The sequence below is a fragment of the Thermococcus gammatolerans EJ3 genome (assembly GCF_000022365.1).
Classification (GTDB): domain Archaea; phylum Methanobacteriota_B; class Thermococci; order Thermococcales; family Thermococcaceae; genus Thermococcus; species Thermococcus gammatolerans.
On sequence record NC_012804.1, the window covers coordinates 425,941 to 443,969 of the forward strand.

An 18,029-nucleotide genomic window follows, 5' to 3' on the forward strand; every position below is an offset into this window, starting at 1 on the left:
ATAAAGCTTTTTTAGCCTTCATCAATCCATGCCCGGGGGTGGAAAGTTGGAGTTCCTGTACACGTACGAGGCCTTTAAGCTCGAGCTTCCCCTCGTTTCCCCTGAGCGCGCGGATTTTGTAATCTTGGGCGTACCCTTTGACGGGACGACCAGCTACAAGTCAGGGGCACGCTTTGGCCCCACTCTCATAAGACAGGCGACGCTGAACCTTGAGAGCTACGTACTCGACTACGACATTGACATAGCCGATCTTCCAATAGCCGATATAGGGGACATCGCCGTCGTGGCGGGCGATCCGAGAAAGACCGCCGATAGAGTCAGGGAAACTATTGAGGAGCTGGAACGGGTAAACCCTAAAGCGATCCCGGTGCTCCTCGGCGGTGAGCACTCCCAGACGCTGGGAGCGGTTGAGGCACTAAAGCCCAAGAGCTACGTCGTCTTCGATGCCCACCTCGACCTAAGGGACAGCTACGAGGACAATCCCTATAATCACGCCTGTGTCGCGAGAAGAATAGCGGAGCTCGGCATTAGGGAAGCGATGTTTGGAATAAGGAGCGGTACGAGGGAGGAGGTGGAGTTTGCTGAAAAGAATGGAATTCGCTGGGTTCACGCCAGGGACTACGGCTTCGATTCCTTCGTGGATCTCGTTGAACCCTTGCCCGAGCCGGTTTACCTCTCGGTGGATATAGACGTCTTTGATGTTTCGATGGTTCCTGATACTGGGACGCCCGAGGCCGGTGGTTTGAGGTTCTGGGAGGTAATCGAGGCAATCGAATGGCTCACTGCCAACAAGAGAATAGTGGGCTTTGACATAATGGAAGTGGCGGGGGAGAGGCTGGGGAACCCAACTGCCCTGACCGCTGCGAAGCTGCTGTTCTACTTCCTCGCAATGATGAAAAGGTGAGGTCAGCCGAAGAAGGCCCCCATCATGTCCATCTGCTCGTCGCTCATGGACTTTACTTTGAACTCGGGCATCTCCCCTTTGAGCTTCTCGTAGTCTTCCTTCGTTATCTCTCTCGCCTCACCGTCCTCGACGAGGTAAAAGATGCCGTAGTCAGGGTCACGGTAGGCAACGAGGAACTTCTCCACCTCGATGTCGTCGAAGTTCACGAAGATGACGTTTCCACCTGTGTAGGGCCTCCTGCACTTGAAGGGAAAGCTGGAGGAGTTGAGCATGGCATCGCCCAGGGCCTGGTTGGCCCTCTCCCCGTTTATCTCGGTCCAGAAGGGTCTTCCCTCGAAGTCGCCCTCAACGACGATGAGGAACCTCTGGCCGTCGAGCTCGACTATCGGGGCGCCCTTCTCCTGAAGTATCTTGAAGAGCTCGCCGATTGTCTCGGCGTTTCTGAGCGAAGCAACAAATCCTTCAACCTTCATAGTTTTCACCGTTAGAGGTTCTGGAATGGGGTATAAAAGCTTAAGCTTTTTATTTGAGACGCTAAATTCATTTGATGACCTCTGGAAACGGAGCGTACCTCAGAAAATGGGGCATTGTAATGGCCTTTTCCATACTGGCGGGCGTAGTTGGCGGTCTGGGGGCCGTTGTGTTCAGGCTTATGATACGCTTCACTCATAAGTTTTTCTTCGGAATGCTCCTCCCGCGCCTCTCTTTTACCCTCTATCATCTGAATCTCGGCTACGTTCTTCTGCCAGCAATCGGTGGGCTCTTCGTGGCCCTGCTTGTGGTTCGCTTTCCCGATATCAAGGGGAACGGAATCCCTGAGGTCATCGAGGCGGTAATCTTCAAAGGTGGAAGAATCGGCGGTGTCTTTGCGATAGCGAAGATAGTGGCGACTTCAGTAACCATAGGCTCGGGCGGTAGCGTCGGCAGGGAAGGCCCAATCGGCTTCATAGGGGCCGCTTTGACCTCGGCCTTCGCGAAGTGGTTTGGCCTTTCCAGGGAGATGCGCAAGCTCCTCGTAACCTGCGGTCTTGCCGCTGGAATCGCGGGAACCTTCAACACGCCCCTCGCGGGGGCCATGTTTGCCCTCGAGGTCGTTTACATGGGTGCTTTCTCAATAAACCTCGTTCCTATATTCATAGCCTCCGTGACGGGGAACGCCGTTACACTCGCCGTCCTCAGGAGGGCCTTTGAGGTTGAGATTCCAGGAGGAATGGGGCACACTCTACCAGAGCTTCCGTTTTTCTTCGTTCTGGGGTTGCTCCTCGGCGCCCTGGCGGCCCTCTACGTTCGCGTTATCTATGCCTTCATCGAGGGTTTCGAGCGCCTTCCAGTCCCCGAAGTCTTTAAACCTGTTCTTGGCGGTCTGGGCGTGGGTCTCCTCGGCGCTTTCTTCCCGAACTACGGCATCTTTGGCGTTGGTTACGAGGGCATGAGCTTGGCCTTCTACGGGAAGCTGGTAGTGTGGCTGCTCCTAACCCTGGGCGTCTTGAAGATGCTGGCCACGGCCCTGACCATAGGCTCAGGCCAGAGCGGTGGTGTCTTCGCGCCGAGCCTATACATAGGCACCATGTTCGGTTCCGCCTTCGGAATGGTCGTCGCCAAGCTGTTTCCATCTTTGGGGGCCATGCCGACGGTGTACGCGCTGGCTGGGATGGCGGCGTTCTTCAGCGGAATGACGCAGGCGCCGATAACCCAGATTTTAATGGTAACAGAGCTTACAAGGAGCTACGCGATTCTTCCAGCTGTTATGACCTCGGCAACGATGGGTTTTCTCACCGCGAGGTTCTTCCTGAAGGGCGAGTCCGTGTACACACTAAAGCTCGTCAGGAAGGGCTACCGCGTTAGGACGGGGAAACCAGTGATCTTAGAGACGATATCCGTCGGGGAGATAATGACGAGGGAGCCAGTCTACGTTACGGCGGATATGACGCTCTTCGACGTGGAGCACCTCATAAGCGAGACTGGCCACGACTGCTTCCCCGTTGTGGACAACGAGGGCAGGGTCATCGGAATAATTGGGGTCAAGGACATACTGAAGAAGCCATCGTCGCTGAAGAGAATGAGGGTGAGGCGATTCCTCCGCAGGGCGTACGGTGTTACGTATCCAACTGAAACCGCCGAGACGGCGCTTGAAAAGCTGATGGCCTACGACCAGAACCTCCTCCCCGTCGTCAGGGGACCGAACGACAGAAGGCTCATCGGCGTCGTGACCAAAAAGGACATATACACCGCATACTACCGCGGACTGGAGGGGATGTACATAGACTGAGGTGGTTTCATGCTCGTTGACGCTGACCTACACATCCACTCGCGTTACTCGAAGGCCGTCTCAAAGGCAATGACGATACCAAATCTGGCAGAAAACGCGCGCTTCAAAGGTCTCGGCCTGGTCGGGACGGGCGACATACTCAGCCCCCACTGGGAGGCCGAGCTTCTCAAATACGCGAAAAAAGTTGACGAAGGGACCTACGAACTCAATGGAGTCCGCTTCCTCCTCACAACTGAGGTCGAGGACAGCAGGAGGGTTCACCACGTCCTGATTTTCCCGAGCATAGAAACCGTCCGTGAGATGAGAGAACGATTGAGGCCGTATTCAAACGACATCGATACCGAGGGAAGGCCGCACATTAACCTCTCAGCTGGGGAGATAGCCGACATGGCCAACGAGCTCGGTGTCTTAATCGGCCCCGCTCACGCCTTCACCCCCTGGACGAGCCTATACAAGGAGTACGACAGTCTGGAGGAGGCATATGGAGGAGCTAAAATACACTTCCTCGAGCTGGGCCTCTCCGCCGACAGCGAGATGGCCGATATGATAAAGGCCCACCACAGGCTTACCTACCTCAGCAACAGCGACGCCCACTCGCCGATGCCTCATAGGCTGGGCAGGGAGTTCAACCGCTTTGAGGTCAAAGAACCAACCTTTGAAGAAATTCGAAAGGCGATTCTAAGGCACGGTGGGAGGAGAATCGTCCTGAACGCTGGTTTGGACCCGAGGCTCGGCAAGTATCATCTAACAGCCTGCTCCCGCTGTTACGCCCACTACTCCCTCGGCGAGGCAAAAGCCTTCAAATGGAGGTGTCCAAAGTGCGGCGGTCGGATAAAGAAGGGCGTTCGCGACAGAATCCTGGAATTGGCTGACACTAACGAGAGGCCAAAGGACAGGCCTCCCTACCTGCGCCTCGCTCCCCTCGCGGAGATAATCTCGATGGTCATCGGCAAGGGAGTTGAAACCAAGGCCGTTAGGCTGATATGGGAACGCTTTTTGAGGGAATTTGGGAGCGAGATTATGGTTCTCGTTGACGTTCCCGTGGGGGAGCTTGCCAGAGTCCACGAGGAAGTGGCAAAGGCTATATGGGCCTACCGCAACGGGAAGCTCATCGTTATCCCGGGTGGTGGCGGGAAGTACGGGGAGATAAAGCTCCCTGAGGAGATAAGGAGGGCGAGGGTTGAGGAGCTTGAGAGCGTTGAGGTGGAAGTTCCTGAGGAAACCGAGAGGCTGAGGCAGAGGAGCATAACGGACTTCCTCAAGGTTGCCAGGTGAGATCGGCAGAATTTGTGAAAAGTTGCCAAACGTGATTGGCAAGTTTGCCCGAAAGGGTAATAAGTAAGAAAGTAGGAAATTCCTACGGTGATGGGGGTGGAGGTAGTGAAGGTATCCACCAAGGGGCAGGTTGTCATACCTAAGGAAATCCGCGATGCCCTTGGGATACGGAACGGGGACTATCTCGTCGTGATGGAGAAAAACGGCTACATCGTGATGAAGAAGCTGAGCGTTGAGGACGTTTTCAAAGAGGGTGAGGAACTCGCAAAGACCCTTGAAATCACGAGGGAAGACGTAATCAGGGCCGTGGGGGATGTGAGGTATGAGGATTAGGAGAATTCTGCTTGTCCAACCATTGCTTCAAAATCTTAAAGCCGGGTGAGTTCAAATGATGGAATCCGAAATCATAGAGCTCTTCATCAGGCACCTCAAACGACAAGGTGATTTACCCCTCGGCGATGATGCTGGGGCTTTAAGGCTCGGTGATAGGTGGCTCGTTGCAACCAACGATATGCTCGTCAGGAAAACGGACGTGCCCGACATAATGACGCCCGAGCAGGTTGGCTTCAAGGCGGTAACCATGAACGTGAGCGATATGGCTTCGATGGGGGCAGAACCGCTCGGCTTCCTCTTCTCCCTTGGGATTCCGGGGGATTTGGATTCGGACTACCTTGAGGGGATTGCGAGGGGAATCGGTGAGGCCCTCGACTTTTACGGCCTTCCTGTCCTGAGTGCTGACACCAATGAGGCCGATGATCTCATCATAGACGGGGCAGCGCTGGGTATTACTGAGCGTTTGCTCACGCGCTCGGGGGCAAAACCCGGTGAGCTGGTCTGCGTCACCGGTGATTTGGGGAGGGCTTTAGCCGGCTACCTCGTCTGGAAGAACGGGCTCGAGGTGAGCGACGCCGTCAGGAAGCCCCTTTATGAGAAATTTCTTGAACCGAGGGCGAGAGTTAGGGAGGGGTCTGAGCTCTCGAAGGTCGCCAGTTCTGCGATAGACATAAGCGATGGCCTCGCAAAGGAGCTCTACCTTTTAGCGGAGATGAGCCAGGTGGGGATAGAAGTGAGACCAGAGAGCCTTCCTTTGGGAAAAGGCGTTGAAGAGGTTGCGGAGCTCCTCGGCCTGGATCCCTTTGAGATCGCACTCGCAAGCGGGGAGGAGTTTGAGCTGGTCTTTACCGTTGCCCCTGAGTTCGTTGAGAGCTTGAACTTCGATTTCTCCGTCATAGGCCGCGTCACCCGTGGAAAGGGGATTTACCTCGTCGATGATTCCGGTAAGAGGGTTATGCCCAAGCTCGGGTGGGAGCACCTAACTGGCTTTCAGATGAAAATTTTATATAGTTGAAGGCGAGTTAGTATTGGTGGGCTGGGATGAAGGTTAAGGATTTGATAAACATGCTATCGGATAGGCAAAGGAAGAGTGTTGAGGGCTGCCTTGAGCGGTGCGACCTCCTTGATCCCGAGGAGGAAATAGCTAAAGAGATCCCCCAAGACGTAGTTGAGTTCTCAAAGATTATAGCGAACCCCATAAGGGCGTCGATACTCAAGATGCTCAGCAACAGGTGGCTCTGTGTCTGTTTGATAGCGAAGGCCCTCGACCAGGATCAGACCCTTATAAGCCATCACCTTAGAACCCTTAAGAGGTTTAACCTTCTACACGAGAAAAGGGAGGGCAAACTGCGCTTTTACAGGACTAACAGGGAAGTCCTTGAGCGCTACCTTGAGAAACTATCACTCGAGTTGCTGGGTGGTAGGAGTTGAAACTCCAGGGTGAAGTTGATGAGCTCATAAAGGCCTTGGGTGGTTACTGGAAGCCCTTTGAGATGCTGGCAGCTCTCGTTGAGGAAACGGGTGAGCTGGCAGAGGCTATGCTGGCCTTTGAGGGTGTTAAGGGGAAGGGTCAGAGGGATGCCCTCGTTGAGGAGATAGGCGATGTTCTCTTCGCCCTCGCCTGTATAGCCAACCATTACGGGGTCGATCTGGAGGGAGCGCTGAGGCAGACCATAGCGAAGTACCGCCGCCGTTTCGATGGAGATTAAAAAAAGGTTTATAACGGCGGCACCTTTTTACCCTTGCGGGGAGGAAAGAAGTTAACGGGGGAGCTTGGATGGTACTTGAAAACTTTGTCCAGAGCGCTGAGGAATACATTGGTGTTCTTCGGCACGTTCCCATCCACTACCTCCTCCTCGCGATAGGTACTTACTACCTGAGCGTCTTCCTCTTCGCCCTCCGCTGGAAGTACGTTCTCAAGGGGACAGGCGTTGAGGTTCCCCTTGCCGAGCTCTTCAAGGCGAACCTTGCGGGTCTTTTCATGAACAACATAACGCCAATGAGCAGGGGTGGGGGCGAGCTCCTCAGAATGGCCTGGATTTCCAAGCTTCAGGGGGTTCCGATGCGAATTTCGGCCGTCACCGTAGTCTATGAGAGAATCCTCGAGTCGATACCCGTCATGGTAATGGTAACTCTGGGTTTCCTGTACTTCACGACTTCTGAAGCCCTCGCCTTAATTCCCCTCGTGATAGGGCTCGCCCTCGTATGGTTCAAGTGGGAGAAGTTCATAGAGCTCACCCTTCGCCTCTTCAGGGTGAACCTCTCGGAGGAGGAGCGGGAGAGAATAGTTGCCCTCAGGAAATGTGGTGACGTCAACCTAATTGGGATAGGCACCAGCTCCCTGGTCTGGGTTCTCGACGTTCTCAGGCTCAAGTTAATTACATTGGCAATAGGCTTGAACGTCTCCTTTCCAGTTTTAATCCTCGTCTCGATTATTAACCTGATGCTCGGTATCGCGGCCTTCACTCCTGGAGGGGTTGGAGTGGTTGAAAGTGGCTTGATCGGGGCACTCACATACCTGGGCTTTCCCCCAGCGTTGGCTGTTTCAACCGTGCTGCTCGAAAGGTTTATCTCCTATGTTCTTGGTAGCATATCGGGGTTGCTGGTGCTCTTCACGTCCGGGGGAAGGGAAGTATGGAGAGCCTTAAAATCGCGCTAGTGAGCGACTGGTACTACCCAAAACTCGGTGGCGTCGCGGTTCATATGCACGACCTTGCGCTTTACCTGAGGAAGCTCGGTCACGAAGTTGATATAATCACGAACGACCGTGAGACTGGAAAGGAAACCGAGCTGAAAAGGGAGGGGATAGGTCTAATCAAGGTCCCCGGTTACACCTTTGGGAGCATTGGAATCAATATGACGGTCTTCTCCAGAAACGCCTCTCGTCTCATTCCATACGTGCGGAACTACGATGTCGTTCACGGTCAGCACGCTTTCACTCCCCTCGCCCTCAAGGCCGTCTCCGCCGGTAGGAAGGCCGGCAAAGCCACTCTCCTGACAACGCACAGCATCAACTATGAGAACTCACCGGTGATAAAGGCCCTTGCTAGGATGGCCTTTCCGTACTTCCGCTATTACTTGGGCAACCCCCACAGGATAATCGCCGTCAGCAGGGCCTCAAAGGAGTTCATGAGGCGCTTTACCCGCATCCCTATCGAGGTAATCCAGAACGGTGTCAACGTGGATTTCTTTGACGTCCCCCTTTCAAAGGAGGAAGCCAAGGAGAAGCTGGGCCTTGGCGAGAGGGTCATCCTTTACGTGGGCAGGCTGGAGCCGAGAAAAGGAATTAGCACGCTCATCAACGCGATGAAACACGTGGATGGAACCCTCCTGATAGCAGGCCAGGGAAGCATGCTTCCCCTTCTCAGGGAGAGGGCAAAGCTCCTCGGCGTATCCAAGAAAGTAAAGTTTCTCGGGGTGGTCGAGTACTCGAGGCTTCCCCTCTACTACCGGGCAAGCGACGTCTTCGTCCTCCCGAGCCTGAGCGAGGCCTTTGGCATAGTCCTCCTCGAGGCAATGGCCAGCGGGACACCTGTCATCGGAACGAAGGTAGGTGGAATCCCCGAGATAATCGACGGCTGTGGGTTGCTCGTTCCGCCCGGAAACGCGAAGGAGCTCGCCAATGCCATAAACCTGGTTCTCAACAATCAGAGCGTTGAGAGGCGCCTTAGCAGGCTTGGGAAGAGGCGGGTCGAGAAAGTCTACGACTGGAATGTAGTGGTCAGGAAAATTGAGGCTCTCTACCGTGAGGTTCTCGACGAGGTGGTAGGGGATGGATAAAATCGTTATTCTAACCTTCGATGTTGAGGAGGATTGCCCTCCGTTTGCGGAAACCCGAAGGGGCATGGAGGAAGGCTTGCCGAGGGTTATGGACCTCCTCGAGGAGTTTAAAATCAAAGGAACGTTCCTCTTCACCGGCAGAATCGCGGAGGAATTCCCGGAGCTGGCTGAGCGCGCTGGGAAGAAGCACGAGCTCGGCTGTCACGGTCTTGAGCACGAGCGATTTGACCGGCTTTCCTTTGAGGAAGCAAAGCGCAGACTTGAAGAGGCGAGGGAAATTCTTTCCCGCTTCTCCGACCCCGTCTCCTTCCGCGCCCCCAACTTTCAGTTTCCAGATATGTACTACCGCATTCTTGCCGAGCTCGGCTTTAAAGTCGATTCGACGAAGGCCAGGCACAAGGGCTGGGGAGAAGGAGTTACCGAAATCAACGGCGTTCTTGAAGTTCCCGCCACGACTACCTCTATAGTTACGCGCCTTCCCTGGAAGATACAGAAGAGGTTTCACCGGAAGTTTGAAAGTCCAATCGTTTACATCTTTCACCCCTGGGAGTTCGTTAGAATGCCCAGGACCCTTAGACCCGATTGCTGGTTTGGGACTGGAGAAAGTGCCCTGGAAAAGCTCAGGAAGTTGATTGAGTTCCATCTCGATAACGGCGCGAGATTTTTAACGCTTCGGGAGTTCTACGAGGAATACCAAAAGCTTAAACGTGAGTGAACGGACTCTAATTGGGTGAGAGTTATGAGGGAGGCCCTTTACTGGGAGCCCCTCGAGGGGGGCAAAGTTAGGTGTAAGCTCTGTCCTCTCAACTGCATCATCAGCGAGGGAAAGAGGGGTTCCTGCAGAATCAGAAAGAACATTGGGGGTAAGCTCTACACGCTCAACTACGGCAAGGTCTCGGCCATCGGAGCCGACCCGGTGGAGAAGAAACCGCTCTTCCACTTCTGGCCCGGCTCGTGCGCGCTCTCGATAAGCACCGTTGGATGCAACATGCACTGCAAGCACTGCCAGAACTGGGAGATAAGTCAGGCGGATGAAACCTTCCCCTACCTCCACGATATGACGCCCGAGATGGTCGTGGAGATAACGAAGCGCTACGGCTGTGAGAGCATAGCCTACACCTACAACGAGCCCGTAATCTGGTACGAGTTCGTCCTCGACACGGCGAAGCTCGCGAAGAAGGAAGGCATTTACAACCTCCTCATCACAAACGGCTACATCAACGAGGAGCCCTTCAGGGAGCTCGCGCCCTACATCGACGCGATGAACATCGACATCAAGGCCTTCAGCGACGAGTTCTACATGAAGATAGCGAGCGTCCCGAGTGGTGAGCCGAGCAGGAGGACGGCGGTTATAGCGAAGAAGGACTTTGGAATCCACGTTGAGCTGACGTACCTCATAATCCCGACGCTCAACGACAAGGAAGAAGAGATACGGGCCTTCGCCCGCTGGGTGGTTAATGAGCTCGGCGACGACACGCCCGTCCACTTCTCGCGCTTCTTCCCTCACTACAAGCTCCTCCACCTTCCGCCGACACCTCTTGAAACGATGGACATGGCCTACCGCGTCGCCAAGGAAGAGGGTTTAAAGTTCGTTTACATCGGCAACGTTCCAGGGCACCCTGGGGAGAACACCTACTGCCCGCGCTGTGGAAGGCCCTTAATAGTCCGTTACGGCTTTGAGATTACCGAGTACAACATAACTGAGGACGGAAGGTGTAAGTACTGCGGTGAGAAAATCCCGATAGTCGGCACCTACAAGAAAAAGCACTATCCTGGGATGTGGTGGTGAGGGTGATCGAAGCTATACTCTACTTTGAGGCCCTTGGGAGAACGAGGCTTGCGGTTGAGGACAGGGTGAGAAAAACCTCCCGTGGACTAGAGGGGTCCAGGTTGGATGTAAAGCGGCTCGAGGTGGGGGAGGTCATTGAGGAGCCGGAACTCGATCCCCTTCGCTTTTCGGCCCTCCTCGAGGCGAGGGTTGAGGGGGGCCTGGAAGATTTGGTCGAAGTTGTTGCTCGATATGGCCCAACCCTCGTTGAGATCCTCAGACCGGGCAGGCTTGAACTCCGTGCCGAGGACCTCTCCAGGCTTTTGCTCGGGCTCTCGAGAACGATTAGTGATCTGGTTGAGGGGGATATCCAGGTACCGGTTCCGCTGAGCCTGAAGGAGATTCCGGTTCCTCAGGTAGGATTTGACGAGGAGGAGCTCTGGGAAATGATCTACCAGGACAGGGGTATTCTATACGGGCTTTCCCTTCGTCTGCCCGAGGAAATCGCGGAGGATACCCTCTTAAAGCTCCTCCTCCTTGAGGGCTGCGGCGTCAACAGTATCGAGGCTCGTGACCTCGATGGGGGGAGCGAGTTCAGGCTTGAAGTGGTTTCTCCCTTTGAGTCGCTCTTCGCGGTGGTGTTCAAGTACAGACCCTTCTCACTGAATGTAATAGAACCGGAGGTCTTTGACATCACCGCCCCTGAGCTCCAGAATGCTCTCAGCGATCTTGGTTCCTTTGTTAACTCCCTCCTGATGGGTGAGGATCTTCAGAAGGCCTATGAGAGGGACACTTTTTCCTTCAAACTTGTTTGAAAGCAGTCGAAAAGTATATGAGGTTGAAGGAGAAGGTAGGAGATGACGCAGGAGAATAAGGGGGTATGCTGATGAAAATACTTCGAAAAAACGTCACGAAGGTCTTTGCCCTCCTCCTGGGGGTTATGTTTCTCCTATCGATCGGCGGTGCTTCAGCAGGCTCCAATTACATCGTCCCCACTGGCCTTAAGGACATCAGCAACGTTCCAAGGAGCTTTTTCGTCAAGCCTGACGGAACCCCCAACGTGAAGATAGTTGTGGGAAGCTACGCTAAGGCGGAGGATGTTGCCAGCGCCGCCGATATAGCCGCTGCACTTGGGAGCGTGCTGTACAAGGAAGAGGAAGCCAAGAACATAGCCGTTAAATTGAGAAAAGCCGGTGAAACCGACGTTGCCCTTGAGCAGGTTATATACCGCTACGACTACGAAACCATGACCTCGGATCATAACCTGCCCTACAACAGCGGCCTAGTGAACTGGTCAAAGTCTTATGATGAGCTTCCAGCGGATTACTGGTTCAACGGTGCCTCTTACACCGCCAACTACTCGACTTGGGCGAGTTCCTTCTCTGCTCAGTTCAAGGTTAAGGACAGCGACGCGGTCAACGGTGAGTACCTCTACGGCTGGGACATCGAGATCAACGAGCTTTCACTCCTCCCGATTGATCCAGCCGACTGGGACGGTGTTGCTCCTCCAAAGCAGGCTGACATTGAGATACCCTCGAGGAGGATAGTAGTTTCCGTTGACTACACCCTCTACAACTACACCGTGAAGAAGACTGAGGTTGTGAGGGAGGCCTACCCGGAGTGGGGAGTTCCAGCCGAGACCATAGTTGTCAACGAGAGCAGAATCGGCAACTCAATCGACGTTGAGCTTGATAATGGAACGATCGTTGGAACCATAAGCCCGGGTGTTGGGGCCGGGGACGAATTTACGCTCCTCGGAACCAAGTACCACGTCTTCTCCGTCGGGATGGGCAGCTTCACCGCTGGTGAAGTGCTCGGCACCGGCTGGTTCGCCCAGAACGAGAGCAAACTCCTCGGTAACAGCAGATGGGAGATCACACTCATAGGTGCTGATCCACTGCAGGAGAAGGCGATAGTGACCGTTAAAGACACCAAAACTGGCGAACTCTACGGACCGGTTGTCTTAAGGCTCGGTGAGCCGAAGGACGTGGTCGTCACGGGGGACACCGTTGAGCTTCAGCTCAAGCTTGAGGCCCTCTCCGAGAACCTCATCCTCGGTAAGATCGCCCAGATAAGCGGTTACGGCAACATAAAGACGTACTCGAGCGGAACATACGTCGAGTACAACGACCAGAGATGGATAATGAGCGTTGATTCCGACGGTGAGTACATCAAGAGGATCAGCATGACCAACGAGGACGAGCTCATCGGAAATCCCCTCGACGTCCTGGGTATCTACACGATTAAGTACTCCTTTGACATGAGGTCCCTGAACGAGAAGGATGTTGACTTCGACATCAACCGCGATGGTAGCATAACCGACACCAGCTACGTCGTTGCCAAGGCTACCATCACGATCCTTGAAAACCACCCGAAGATCCACGAACTGGTTCTCTCGGTCGGGGACAGGATTCCGGGGACGGACTACGTCATCTCGGGCGTTGGGGGCGTCAAGAACATCGTCCTGAAGACCCCAACCCAGCCCATAACGATCCTCGACACCGAAGTTAACTTCGTGAACCCGACCTCTAACTACATCCTCGTGGGATCCAACAAGGCAAACTTGCTCACCTCGATGATCTTCGGCCACTACCACCTTCCCGTTGACTTCAGGGTCTGGTTCGGCGAATATCCGGTCCTCGGTTACATCCCGCACTGCGACCTTCTCAAGGGCAGGAGCGTCATAATAGTGGCTGGTTCAACACCCAAGGCGACCAGAAAAGCCGCAACGATACTCATGCAGTACATAGCCGGCCTTTCGTGATCCTTTCCTTTTTGGTGGTGCTCATGAGCAAAAGGTACCTTCTGGTGACTTTTGTTTTTATACTCCTTCTCCTCGGTGGGTTCCTCATTGACTCCTGGTATTCCGCCTACACGTCCCTTTTTCGATCGGACTTTCCATCAAAGGCCATGATCCAGAACGAGGGAGTGAGAGTTGAAGGCTATCTCCCGGGTGATCCCCTTGATCTCGTAAACGCCACCCTATACCATCACTACGAGCGAGTTACGGTGATCCTCGGTAGTGGGGACACCAAGGACTACTGCGACAGGACTGGAAAGTGTCAGTTCAGAACGCTGGCCGCCGTTGAGATCTCATGTCTCGTTGGCAAGCTCATGGGTTCGTACTACTACGAGACCGCCCGGGAGATGGGATACAATGACTCGGCCGCCAGAAAGTTTGCCCTTGATCAGGTTTCCAGAAGGGTAAATTCCGGTAACTGGCTTACGTTTTCGCTTAAACTGGCAATAGGTCGAGGAGAAATCGGAAATGAAAAGCATCTGCTAATAATCCTTAGAGGTCCCCTAGATGGGGCCGTTGAGAACAGGATTTACGTTCCACGAAAGGGAGTGCTCGTTCTGGAGGCACTTGATGATAGAACCCTTTACAGGGAGGCCCTTTTGGTTGAGGGAATAACGGGAATAAGCTGCTCAAAAGGTTAGAGGAGTTACCACTCCTCCTCTTCTTCTCCGATGAGCCCGTACTTCTCGAGCTCGCGGAGGAGTTTCTTAACGGCTTCCCATGCGTCTTTCTCGCTCTTCGCACCCGAGCAGACGATCTTGCCTGAGGAGAAAAGCAGTATGACCGCCTTTGGATCCTTGGCACGGTATATGACGCCGGGGAACTGCTCCGGCTCGTACTCACAGTTTGGAAGGCTCAAAGCAACGGCATCGAGGTTAAACTCCATGCCGATATCACCGCTGAAGACCATGTTCTGTATGTCAATCTGGGGTGGCTTCGTGAACTTCGTTCCGACCTTCGTCTTCAGCATTTCGGTGAGCTTTTTGACGGCCCTCTCGATGTCTTCAACACTCTTGGCGCCGGTAACGACGAGTTTTCCCGAGCTGAATATCAGCAGGGCAACCTTTGGCTCGTCGAAGCGGCAGATGATTCCGGGGAACTCCTCTGGATTGTACTTCGAGTTGGGGCATATTTCAATGACTTTTTCAAGATTCAGTTCCGCGAAGAGATCAACAGAAGCGACTATGTTTTCAATTCTGAGCTTTACGTTACTTATATCGACCAAGGCCAGCACCTCCAGCAGGTGGGTTTAAAAACCCCTTTATAAATGGGAGCCATTGCTTTTTAAAGCTTTACGATCAAAGTGGAACATTCAAGAAGAAAAATTCAAAGGTAGGCCTCAACGAGGACCTTTCCAGCTTCGGTCAGGCTCTTGCTTCCGAGGAAGCCGAGCTGGCGGAGCATCGTCAAAGCTTTCTTTATCTCGTCGTCGCTGAGGCTGAGGTGCTTCCTGATGACGTCCACTTCCTCCATCTTGTAGCCCCTGATTTCGCCCTTCTCCTTCCATATCCTGTTGAAGGTCTCAAGCTCCTCGTAGATTACCCTGAGCACGTTGTAGAGGGTTGGCGTGACACTGAACTTGACCTTGACTATCTCCTGGAGCTTGGCGTTCTCGAGGGCGGTCTTAACTTTATCCCCGAGCTCGGTCAGCTTGACCATGCCGTTCTGGAGCTCAACGACGAAGCCCTTCGCTTCCGCCTCGCCGATTGCCCTGATGATTTCCTTCTCATCTCCGCCGACGTAGTCCCTGACAAGCTCGACCAGCTCGTCCCTGTGTATGTACTTCTTCCTTGGGGTCTTGGCCAGTATCGCCGCGTCGTATCTGGTGAGGAACGGCTTCCGCTTAATCGAGCGGCTGAGCTTGAGGTAGAACCTGCCCTTGTCGGTGACGCCGGCCTTGACAACGCCCTCCTCCTGAGCCTTGATTACCCACTCGGCTATGGGCACATCACCGCTCTCGGCGTAGGTTACGGCCTTCATTGCGTCCGGGCTGACGGTTCCGAAGTTTATAGCTTCTTTACCCCATTCGGTGAGCCAGTAGGTGTCCCTGTTCTTGACGAGCCTCCTCTCGACCAGCTCTTTGCTCTCGAGGAGGTGCAGTATGGCCCCAAGGTCCTCGACCTCAACGCGCTTGCCTATCTCCTTCTCGGTGGGGAGTATGTCTGGGTTGGTCTCGTACTTCTCCTCAATCTCCTTGATGACCTTGAGGACTGCAAGCTCATCGTTGAGCAGGTAAATCGGGAGGACCTTCTCCTCAACCCTGCCCATCGCCTCGTAGGTCTCCATCACGGCCTTTCCGAACTCGGTGGTTCCCTTCTCGTCGGCGAGCCCCATGCTCTCCAGCTCGGCGTTGCTCCTACCGGCCTTCAGGGCCTCGAAGTCCTCCTTCCTGAGGACTATCGCTCTCGCGAAGACTGGAATCATACTGACAGCTTTGAGGGCAAGCTTCGCCGCTGGAGTCGTTGCGAAGGCCCTTCCATTCTCGGTCGGCGGGGAGATCAGGAGCAGGCGCATCGCCTGGAGGGCGTTCACGATGTTGTCGCCGTAGAGCTTGGAGTTCTTGTAGGTTATGAGCTCATCGAGGGTTCCTATTTTCGGCATTCCCCTGAGGAACGACACTATCTCTGGGGTCAGGTAAACGACCGGGTGGGTCTCGCGGTAGAGCTTGAGGAGGGCCTTCCCGAACTCGGTGAGGCCGTTCTCATCGGCGAGCTTCCTCTCCTTCAGCTTCTCGAGCCAGCCCTCGGGTACCTTTCCGGTCTCCTCGAGGAGCTCAAGCATCTTCATTATCTCGGTGTCCGCTACGACCTCGGGAAGCTCGTCGAGGTTGAGCAACTCAGTAATCTCAAGGAGCTTCCTTCCGGCCTCGGTGAGCTTAATCTTTCCGCCCTCAAGCTCGGCAAAACCGAGTATGTAGAGCTCGATTGCCCTTATCTGAAACTCCTCCGGCAGTTTGGCCTCAATCTCGGTCTGACTATCGGTCTTCTTCATTTCCCTGAGTATCTCAAGGTGCCTTCTCTTCAGGTACATGGTATCCTACCTCCTTTCTTCACTTGGCCTCTTGAGAGGCTCTGAAGTTTTTAGAAACATAAAGTTTTTAAAAATTTCGGTAACTAAAAATGAAAAATCACTTGGCCCCTTCCTGCTTCACCGGGTATGGCATGAACTCGACGGTTCCCCTCTGCCTTACCGGTTGCTTGTAGAGCTCCATCAGCGCGTAGACTTCCTCTGGAACGTCCGTTTCAACGTGAAGTCCCATCTCCTTAGCGTGGTCGACAGTAATTGGATAATCATGGGTCCATCTGCCCTCGGTGAGTGTCTGGGCCAGCTGCCTGGCTTTCTCCTCGCCGTATCTGTCCTTTAGCAGATAGAACACGAAGTCCTGTACCTGCTTTATTGCCTTCTTGGCCACATCAGCAAGGATCAGTGTCTGGTCGTCTACCTTCTCGGCTCCCTTCTGCTCCACTGCTTTCACAATGCTCGGAGCTGGGTACTGGCCGAGCTGTGGATCAACGGGTCCGAGAACGGCGTTGGGATCCATTATTATCCTGTCTGCGGCGAGGGCTATCAGCGTCCCCCCGCTCATGGCGTAGTGGGGCACTATAACCCTCGTCTCTGCCGGATGTTCTTTGAGTGCCCTTGCAATTTGAGTCGCCGCCAAAACGAGCCCCCCCGGTGTATGTATTATGAGATCTATCGGCTTGTCCTTTGGTGCCGCCCTTATGGCTCTGAGTATTTCTTCACTGTCTTCAACGCTTATGAACTTGTACACTGGAATCCCGAAGAACCCGATGCTCTCCTGTCTGTGTATCATCGTTATTACCGTTGAGTTCCTTTTCTTCGCTATCTTGGCGAGCAGTTTGGCCCTCATTATCTGGAGCTGCCTGTACTGGAGCTGGGGCCACATCAGGATGTACAGGAAGAACAGCCACCAGAGAAGTGAACCTAAGAAACCGCTGAGTGGATCCATGGGTTTCCCCCCTAACGTTTTGACGAAATGTTTACGCTTCCTGATACTTAAAGCTTTGCTTTCGATCAGGTTTATAAGTATCTCAATCGTTCATTCCTTGGTGAGAGTATGAGAAACACGATTGTCTTAGTTAGAACCGACAACTTTCAGAAGGCGAGCGTTGCTTTAGCTGACCTCGTGAGGTACGGGGGTATGAGAATTCGCGGTGACCCGAGGATAATACCGCCTGCCCTCTCAGACTGGGCCTTCGAAAAGATAAGTGGCGAGAAACCGAGAAAGCGCTTTAAAGCCCACGTCGTTGCCCAGATTGACCTTCCGCCGAAGAAGGCCATAGGCAGGCTGATGGACATTCATCCCCCGGCCCATATCCTTGTAATCCCCCCAGATTCCGAGGTCTGGGAAGAGTTAATGCGCCTCTGGGGAAGCTTTGAGAAGCTTAAGGGTTTCCACCCCCCGAAGAGAACGAAGGCTGAAGAGCTCAGAAGGAAGGCCGAGAAGAGGAGAGAGAAGGAGGAGTGGGAGTTCGAGGAGGTTTAGGGAAGGACGTTTAGTCCTTCTTTCTCCCCAGCCTGTTTAAGATCGCTGTCCAGCGTTCCAAAGTTTCTCACTTCAAAGACAAGACAAGTGGCGAGGATTATTGCGTCATTCGGGAGCAGATTGTGCTTTCTTATGAGCCCATAAGATACCTCAAGAACCTCATCGTCCGTAGGGAGAACATGAAACTGGTTGAGGAAGTCCTTTGGTTCCTCGGTGAGGATTACTTTTCCTATTTCACCCCGCTTTTTGATTGTAAACGGGGAAACTCCAGTTTTGAGGGCAATGTAGTGAAAAAGGAACTCACTGAAAACTATGTCGTTGATTACTGGGACCAAATTGGAGTTGAGGAGCTCCTCAAAAAGCGAAACGGCGGAGGGATTACCTTTTAGTCCT

Annotated in this window: 20 protein-coding genes; 15 read left to right on the forward strand and 5 right to left on the reverse strand. The window is 53.9% G+C overall.

Annotated elements, in window-relative coordinates; genetic code table 11:
- The first annotated feature begins 46 nt into the window (after positions 1 to 46).
- Complete coding sequence (gene speB / locus TGAM_RS02200; protein ID WP_015858051.1) at positions 47 to 904, forward strand: agmatinase; 858 nt, start codon at positions 47 to 49, stop codon at positions 902 to 904.
- A gap of 2 nt (positions 905 to 906) precedes the next feature.
- Here speB and TGAM_RS02205 read toward each other — a convergent pair whose 3' ends face one another.
- Positions 907 to 1,377, reverse strand: a complete 471-nt coding sequence (locus tag TGAM_RS02205) for a hypothetical protein (protein WP_015858052.1) — start codon at positions 1,375 to 1,377, stop codon at positions 907 to 909.
- A 74-nt stretch (positions 1,378 to 1,451) separates the two neighbouring features.
- Between TGAM_RS02205 and TGAM_RS02210 the strand changes: the two genes are divergently transcribed.
- From TGAM_RS02210 to TGAM_RS02270, 13 genes are all read left to right on the forward strand, one after another.
- A complete protein-coding gene (locus TGAM_RS02210) occupies positions 1,452 to 3,173 on the forward strand; it encodes a chloride channel protein (RefSeq protein WP_048811027.1) in 1,722 nt (573 codons plus the stop codon).
- Between the two features lie 9 nt (positions 3,174 to 3,182).
- Positions 3,183 to 4,448: a TIGR00375 family protein gene (locus TGAM_RS02215; protein ID WP_015858054.1), complete on the forward strand. Its 1,266-nt coding sequence runs from the start codon at positions 3,183 to 3,185 to the stop codon at positions 4,446 to 4,448.
- A 90-nt stretch (positions 4,449 to 4,538) separates the two neighbouring features.
- Positions 4,539 to 4,781, forward strand: a complete 243-nt coding sequence (locus TGAM_RS02220) for an AbrB/MazE/SpoVT family DNA-binding domain-containing protein (RefSeq protein WP_238516236.1) — start codon at positions 4,539 to 4,541, stop codon at positions 4,779 to 4,781.
- 55 nt (positions 4,782 to 4,836) lie between these two features.
- The gene (locus TGAM_RS02225; RefSeq protein ID WP_015858056.1) at positions 4,837 to 5,796 is read left to right on the forward strand and encodes a thiamine-phosphate kinase; all 960 of its coding nucleotides are present in this window, start codon (positions 4,837 to 4,839) and stop codon (positions 5,794 to 5,796) included.
- A 26-nt stretch (positions 5,797 to 5,822) separates the two neighbouring features.
- Entirely contained in the window at positions 5,823 to 6,212 is a 390-nt protein-coding gene (locus tag TGAM_RS02230; RefSeq protein WP_015858057.1) for an ArsR/SmtB family transcription factor, read from the forward strand.
- Positions 6,209 to 6,490 (forward strand): MazG nucleotide pyrophosphohydrolase domain-containing protein, encoded by a 282-nt coding sequence (locus TGAM_RS02235; protein WP_015858058.1) that lies wholly within the window; start codon positions 6,209 to 6,211, stop codon positions 6,488 to 6,490. Before TGAM_RS02230 ends, TGAM_RS02235 begins: the two co-directional genes overlap by 4 nt.
- Before the next feature lie 68 nt (positions 6,491 to 6,558).
- Positions 6,559 to 7,440, forward strand: a complete 882-nt coding sequence (locus tag TGAM_RS02240) for a lysylphosphatidylglycerol synthase transmembrane domain-containing protein (RefSeq protein WP_015858059.1) — start codon at positions 6,559 to 6,561, stop codon at positions 7,438 to 7,440.
- Complete coding sequence (locus TGAM_RS02245; RefSeq protein WP_015858060.1) at positions 7,416 to 8,561, forward strand: glycosyltransferase family 4 protein; 1,146 nt, start codon at positions 7,416 to 7,418, stop codon at positions 8,559 to 8,561. The genes TGAM_RS02240 and TGAM_RS02245 overlap by 25 nt, the downstream gene beginning before the upstream one ends.
- On the forward strand, positions 8,554 to 9,276 hold the full coding sequence (locus TGAM_RS02250) for a polysaccharide deacetylase family protein (protein ID WP_015858061.1): 723 nt from the start codon (positions 8,554 to 8,556) through the stop codon (positions 9,274 to 9,276). The genes TGAM_RS02245 and TGAM_RS02250 overlap by 8 nt, the downstream gene beginning before the upstream one ends.
- A 24-nt stretch (positions 9,277 to 9,300) precedes the next feature.
- Positions 9,301 to 10,350: an AmmeMemoRadiSam system radical SAM enzyme gene (gene amrS, locus TGAM_RS02255; RefSeq protein ID WP_048811029.1), complete on the forward strand. Its 1,050-nt coding sequence runs from the start codon at positions 9,301 to 9,303 to the stop codon at positions 10,348 to 10,350.
- On the forward strand, positions 10,347 to 11,144 hold the full coding sequence (locus tag TGAM_RS02260) for a hypothetical protein (RefSeq protein ID WP_148206248.1): 798 nt from the start codon (positions 10,347 to 10,349) through the stop codon (positions 11,142 to 11,144). Before amrS ends, TGAM_RS02260 begins: the two co-directional genes overlap by 4 nt.
- A gap of 65 nt (positions 11,145 to 11,209) precedes the next feature.
- Positions 11,210 to 13,093, forward strand: coding sequence for an S-layer protein (locus tag TGAM_RS02265; protein WP_015858064.1), 1,884 nt, complete (start codon positions 11,210 to 11,212; stop codon positions 13,091 to 13,093).
- A 23-nt stretch (positions 13,094 to 13,116) separates the two neighbouring features.
- Positions 13,117 to 13,770 carry a hypothetical protein gene (locus TGAM_RS02270; RefSeq protein WP_048811030.1) on the forward strand — a complete coding sequence of 218 codons (654 nt, stop codon included), beginning with the start codon at positions 13,117 to 13,119 and terminating at the stop codon, positions 13,768 to 13,770.
- A gap of 5 nt (positions 13,771 to 13,775) precedes the next feature.
- Here the strand turns inward: TGAM_RS02270 and TGAM_RS02275 are convergent, their stop codons facing one another.
- From TGAM_RS02275 to TGAM_RS02285, 3 genes are all read right to left on the reverse strand, one after another.
- On the reverse strand, positions 13,776 to 14,354 hold the full coding sequence (locus tag TGAM_RS02275; protein WP_015858066.1) for a TATA-box-binding protein: 579 nt from the start codon (positions 14,352 to 14,354) through the stop codon (positions 13,776 to 13,778).
- Between the two features lie 101 nt (positions 14,355 to 14,455).
- Entirely contained in the window at positions 14,456 to 16,159 is a 1,704-nt protein-coding gene (locus TGAM_RS02280) for a DUF505 family protein (RefSeq protein WP_015858067.1), read from the reverse strand.
- A gap of 97 nt (positions 16,160 to 16,256) precedes the next feature.
- Positions 16,257 to 17,099: an SDH family Clp fold serine proteinase gene (locus TGAM_RS02285; protein ID WP_015858068.1), complete on the reverse strand. Its 843-nt coding sequence runs from the start codon at positions 17,097 to 17,099 to the stop codon at positions 16,257 to 16,259.
- A 108-nt stretch (positions 17,100 to 17,207) separates the two neighbouring features.
- On the opposite strand from TGAM_RS02285, the gene TGAM_RS02290 reads away from it, so the two are divergent.
- The gene (locus TGAM_RS02290; RefSeq protein WP_015858069.1) at positions 17,208 to 17,636 is read left to right on the forward strand and encodes a DUF356 domain-containing protein; all 429 of its coding nucleotides are present in this window, start codon (positions 17,208 to 17,210) and stop codon (positions 17,634 to 17,636) included.
- Here TGAM_RS02290 and TGAM_RS02295 read toward each other — a convergent pair.
- A complete protein-coding gene (locus TGAM_RS02295; protein WP_015858070.1) occupies positions 17,633 to 17,971 on the reverse strand; it encodes a type II toxin-antitoxin system VapC family toxin in 339 nt (112 codons plus the stop codon). The two genes, TGAM_RS02290 and TGAM_RS02295, sit on opposite strands and share 4 nt — an antisense overlap.
- Positions 17,972 to 18,029: the final 58 nt, after the last annotated feature.

Excerpts from the sequence above, each read along its gene's own strand:
- TGAM_RS02265 (WP_015858064.1), top strand. The coding sequence starts at position 11,210 with ATGCTGATGAAAATACTTCGAAAAAACGTCACGAAGGTCTTTGCCCTC.
- TGAM_RS02230 (WP_015858057.1), top strand. The coding sequence starts at position 5,823 with ATGAAGGTTAAGGATTTGATAAACATGCTATCGGATAGGCAAAGGAAG.
- TGAM_RS02245 (WP_015858060.1), top strand. The coding sequence starts at position 7,416 with ATGGAGAGCCTTAAAATCGCGCTAGTGAGCGACTGGTACTACCCAAAA.
- TGAM_RS02285 (WP_015858068.1), bottom strand. The coding sequence starts at position 17,099 with ATGGATCCACTCAGCGGTTTCTTAGGTTCACTTCTCTGGTGGCTGTTC.
- TGAM_RS02250 (WP_015858061.1), top strand. The coding sequence starts at position 8,554 with ATGGATAAAATCGTTATTCTAACCTTCGATGTTGAGGAGGATTGCCCT.
- TGAM_RS02290 (WP_015858069.1), top strand. The coding sequence starts at position 17,208 with ATGAGAAACACGATTGTCTTAGTTAGAACCGACAACTTTCAGAAGGCG.
- TGAM_RS02240 (WP_015858059.1), top strand. The coding sequence starts at position 6,559 with ATGGTACTTGAAAACTTTGTCCAGAGCGCTGAGGAATACATTGGTGTT.
- TGAM_RS02215 (WP_015858054.1), top strand. The coding sequence starts at position 3,183 with ATGCTCGTTGACGCTGACCTACACATCCACTCGCGTTACTCGAAGGCC.
- TGAM_RS02205 (WP_015858052.1), bottom strand. The coding sequence starts at position 1,377 with ATGAAGGTTGAAGGATTTGTTGCTTCGCTCAGAAACGCCGAGACAATC.
- TGAM_RS02270 (WP_048811030.1), top strand. The coding sequence starts at position 13,117 with ATGAGCAAAAGGTACCTTCTGGTGACTTTTGTTTTTATACTCCTTCTC.
- TGAM_RS02210 (WP_048811027.1), top strand. The coding sequence starts at position 1,452 with ATGACCTCTGGAAACGGAGCGTACCTCAGAAAATGGGGCATTGTAATG.
- TGAM_RS02225 (WP_015858056.1), top strand. The coding sequence starts at position 4,837 with ATGATGGAATCCGAAATCATAGAGCTCTTCATCAGGCACCTCAAACGA.
- TGAM_RS02220 (WP_238516236.1), top strand. The coding sequence starts at position 4,539 with ATGGGGGTGGAGGTAGTGAAGGTATCCACCAAGGGGCAGGTTGTCATA.
- TGAM_RS02280 (WP_015858067.1), bottom strand. The coding sequence starts at position 16,159 with ATGTACCTGAAGAGAAGGCACCTTGAGATACTCAGGGAAATGAAGAAG.
- amrS (WP_048811029.1), top strand. The coding sequence starts at position 9,301 with ATGAGGGAGGCCCTTTACTGGGAGCCCCTCGAGGGGGGCAAAGTTAGG.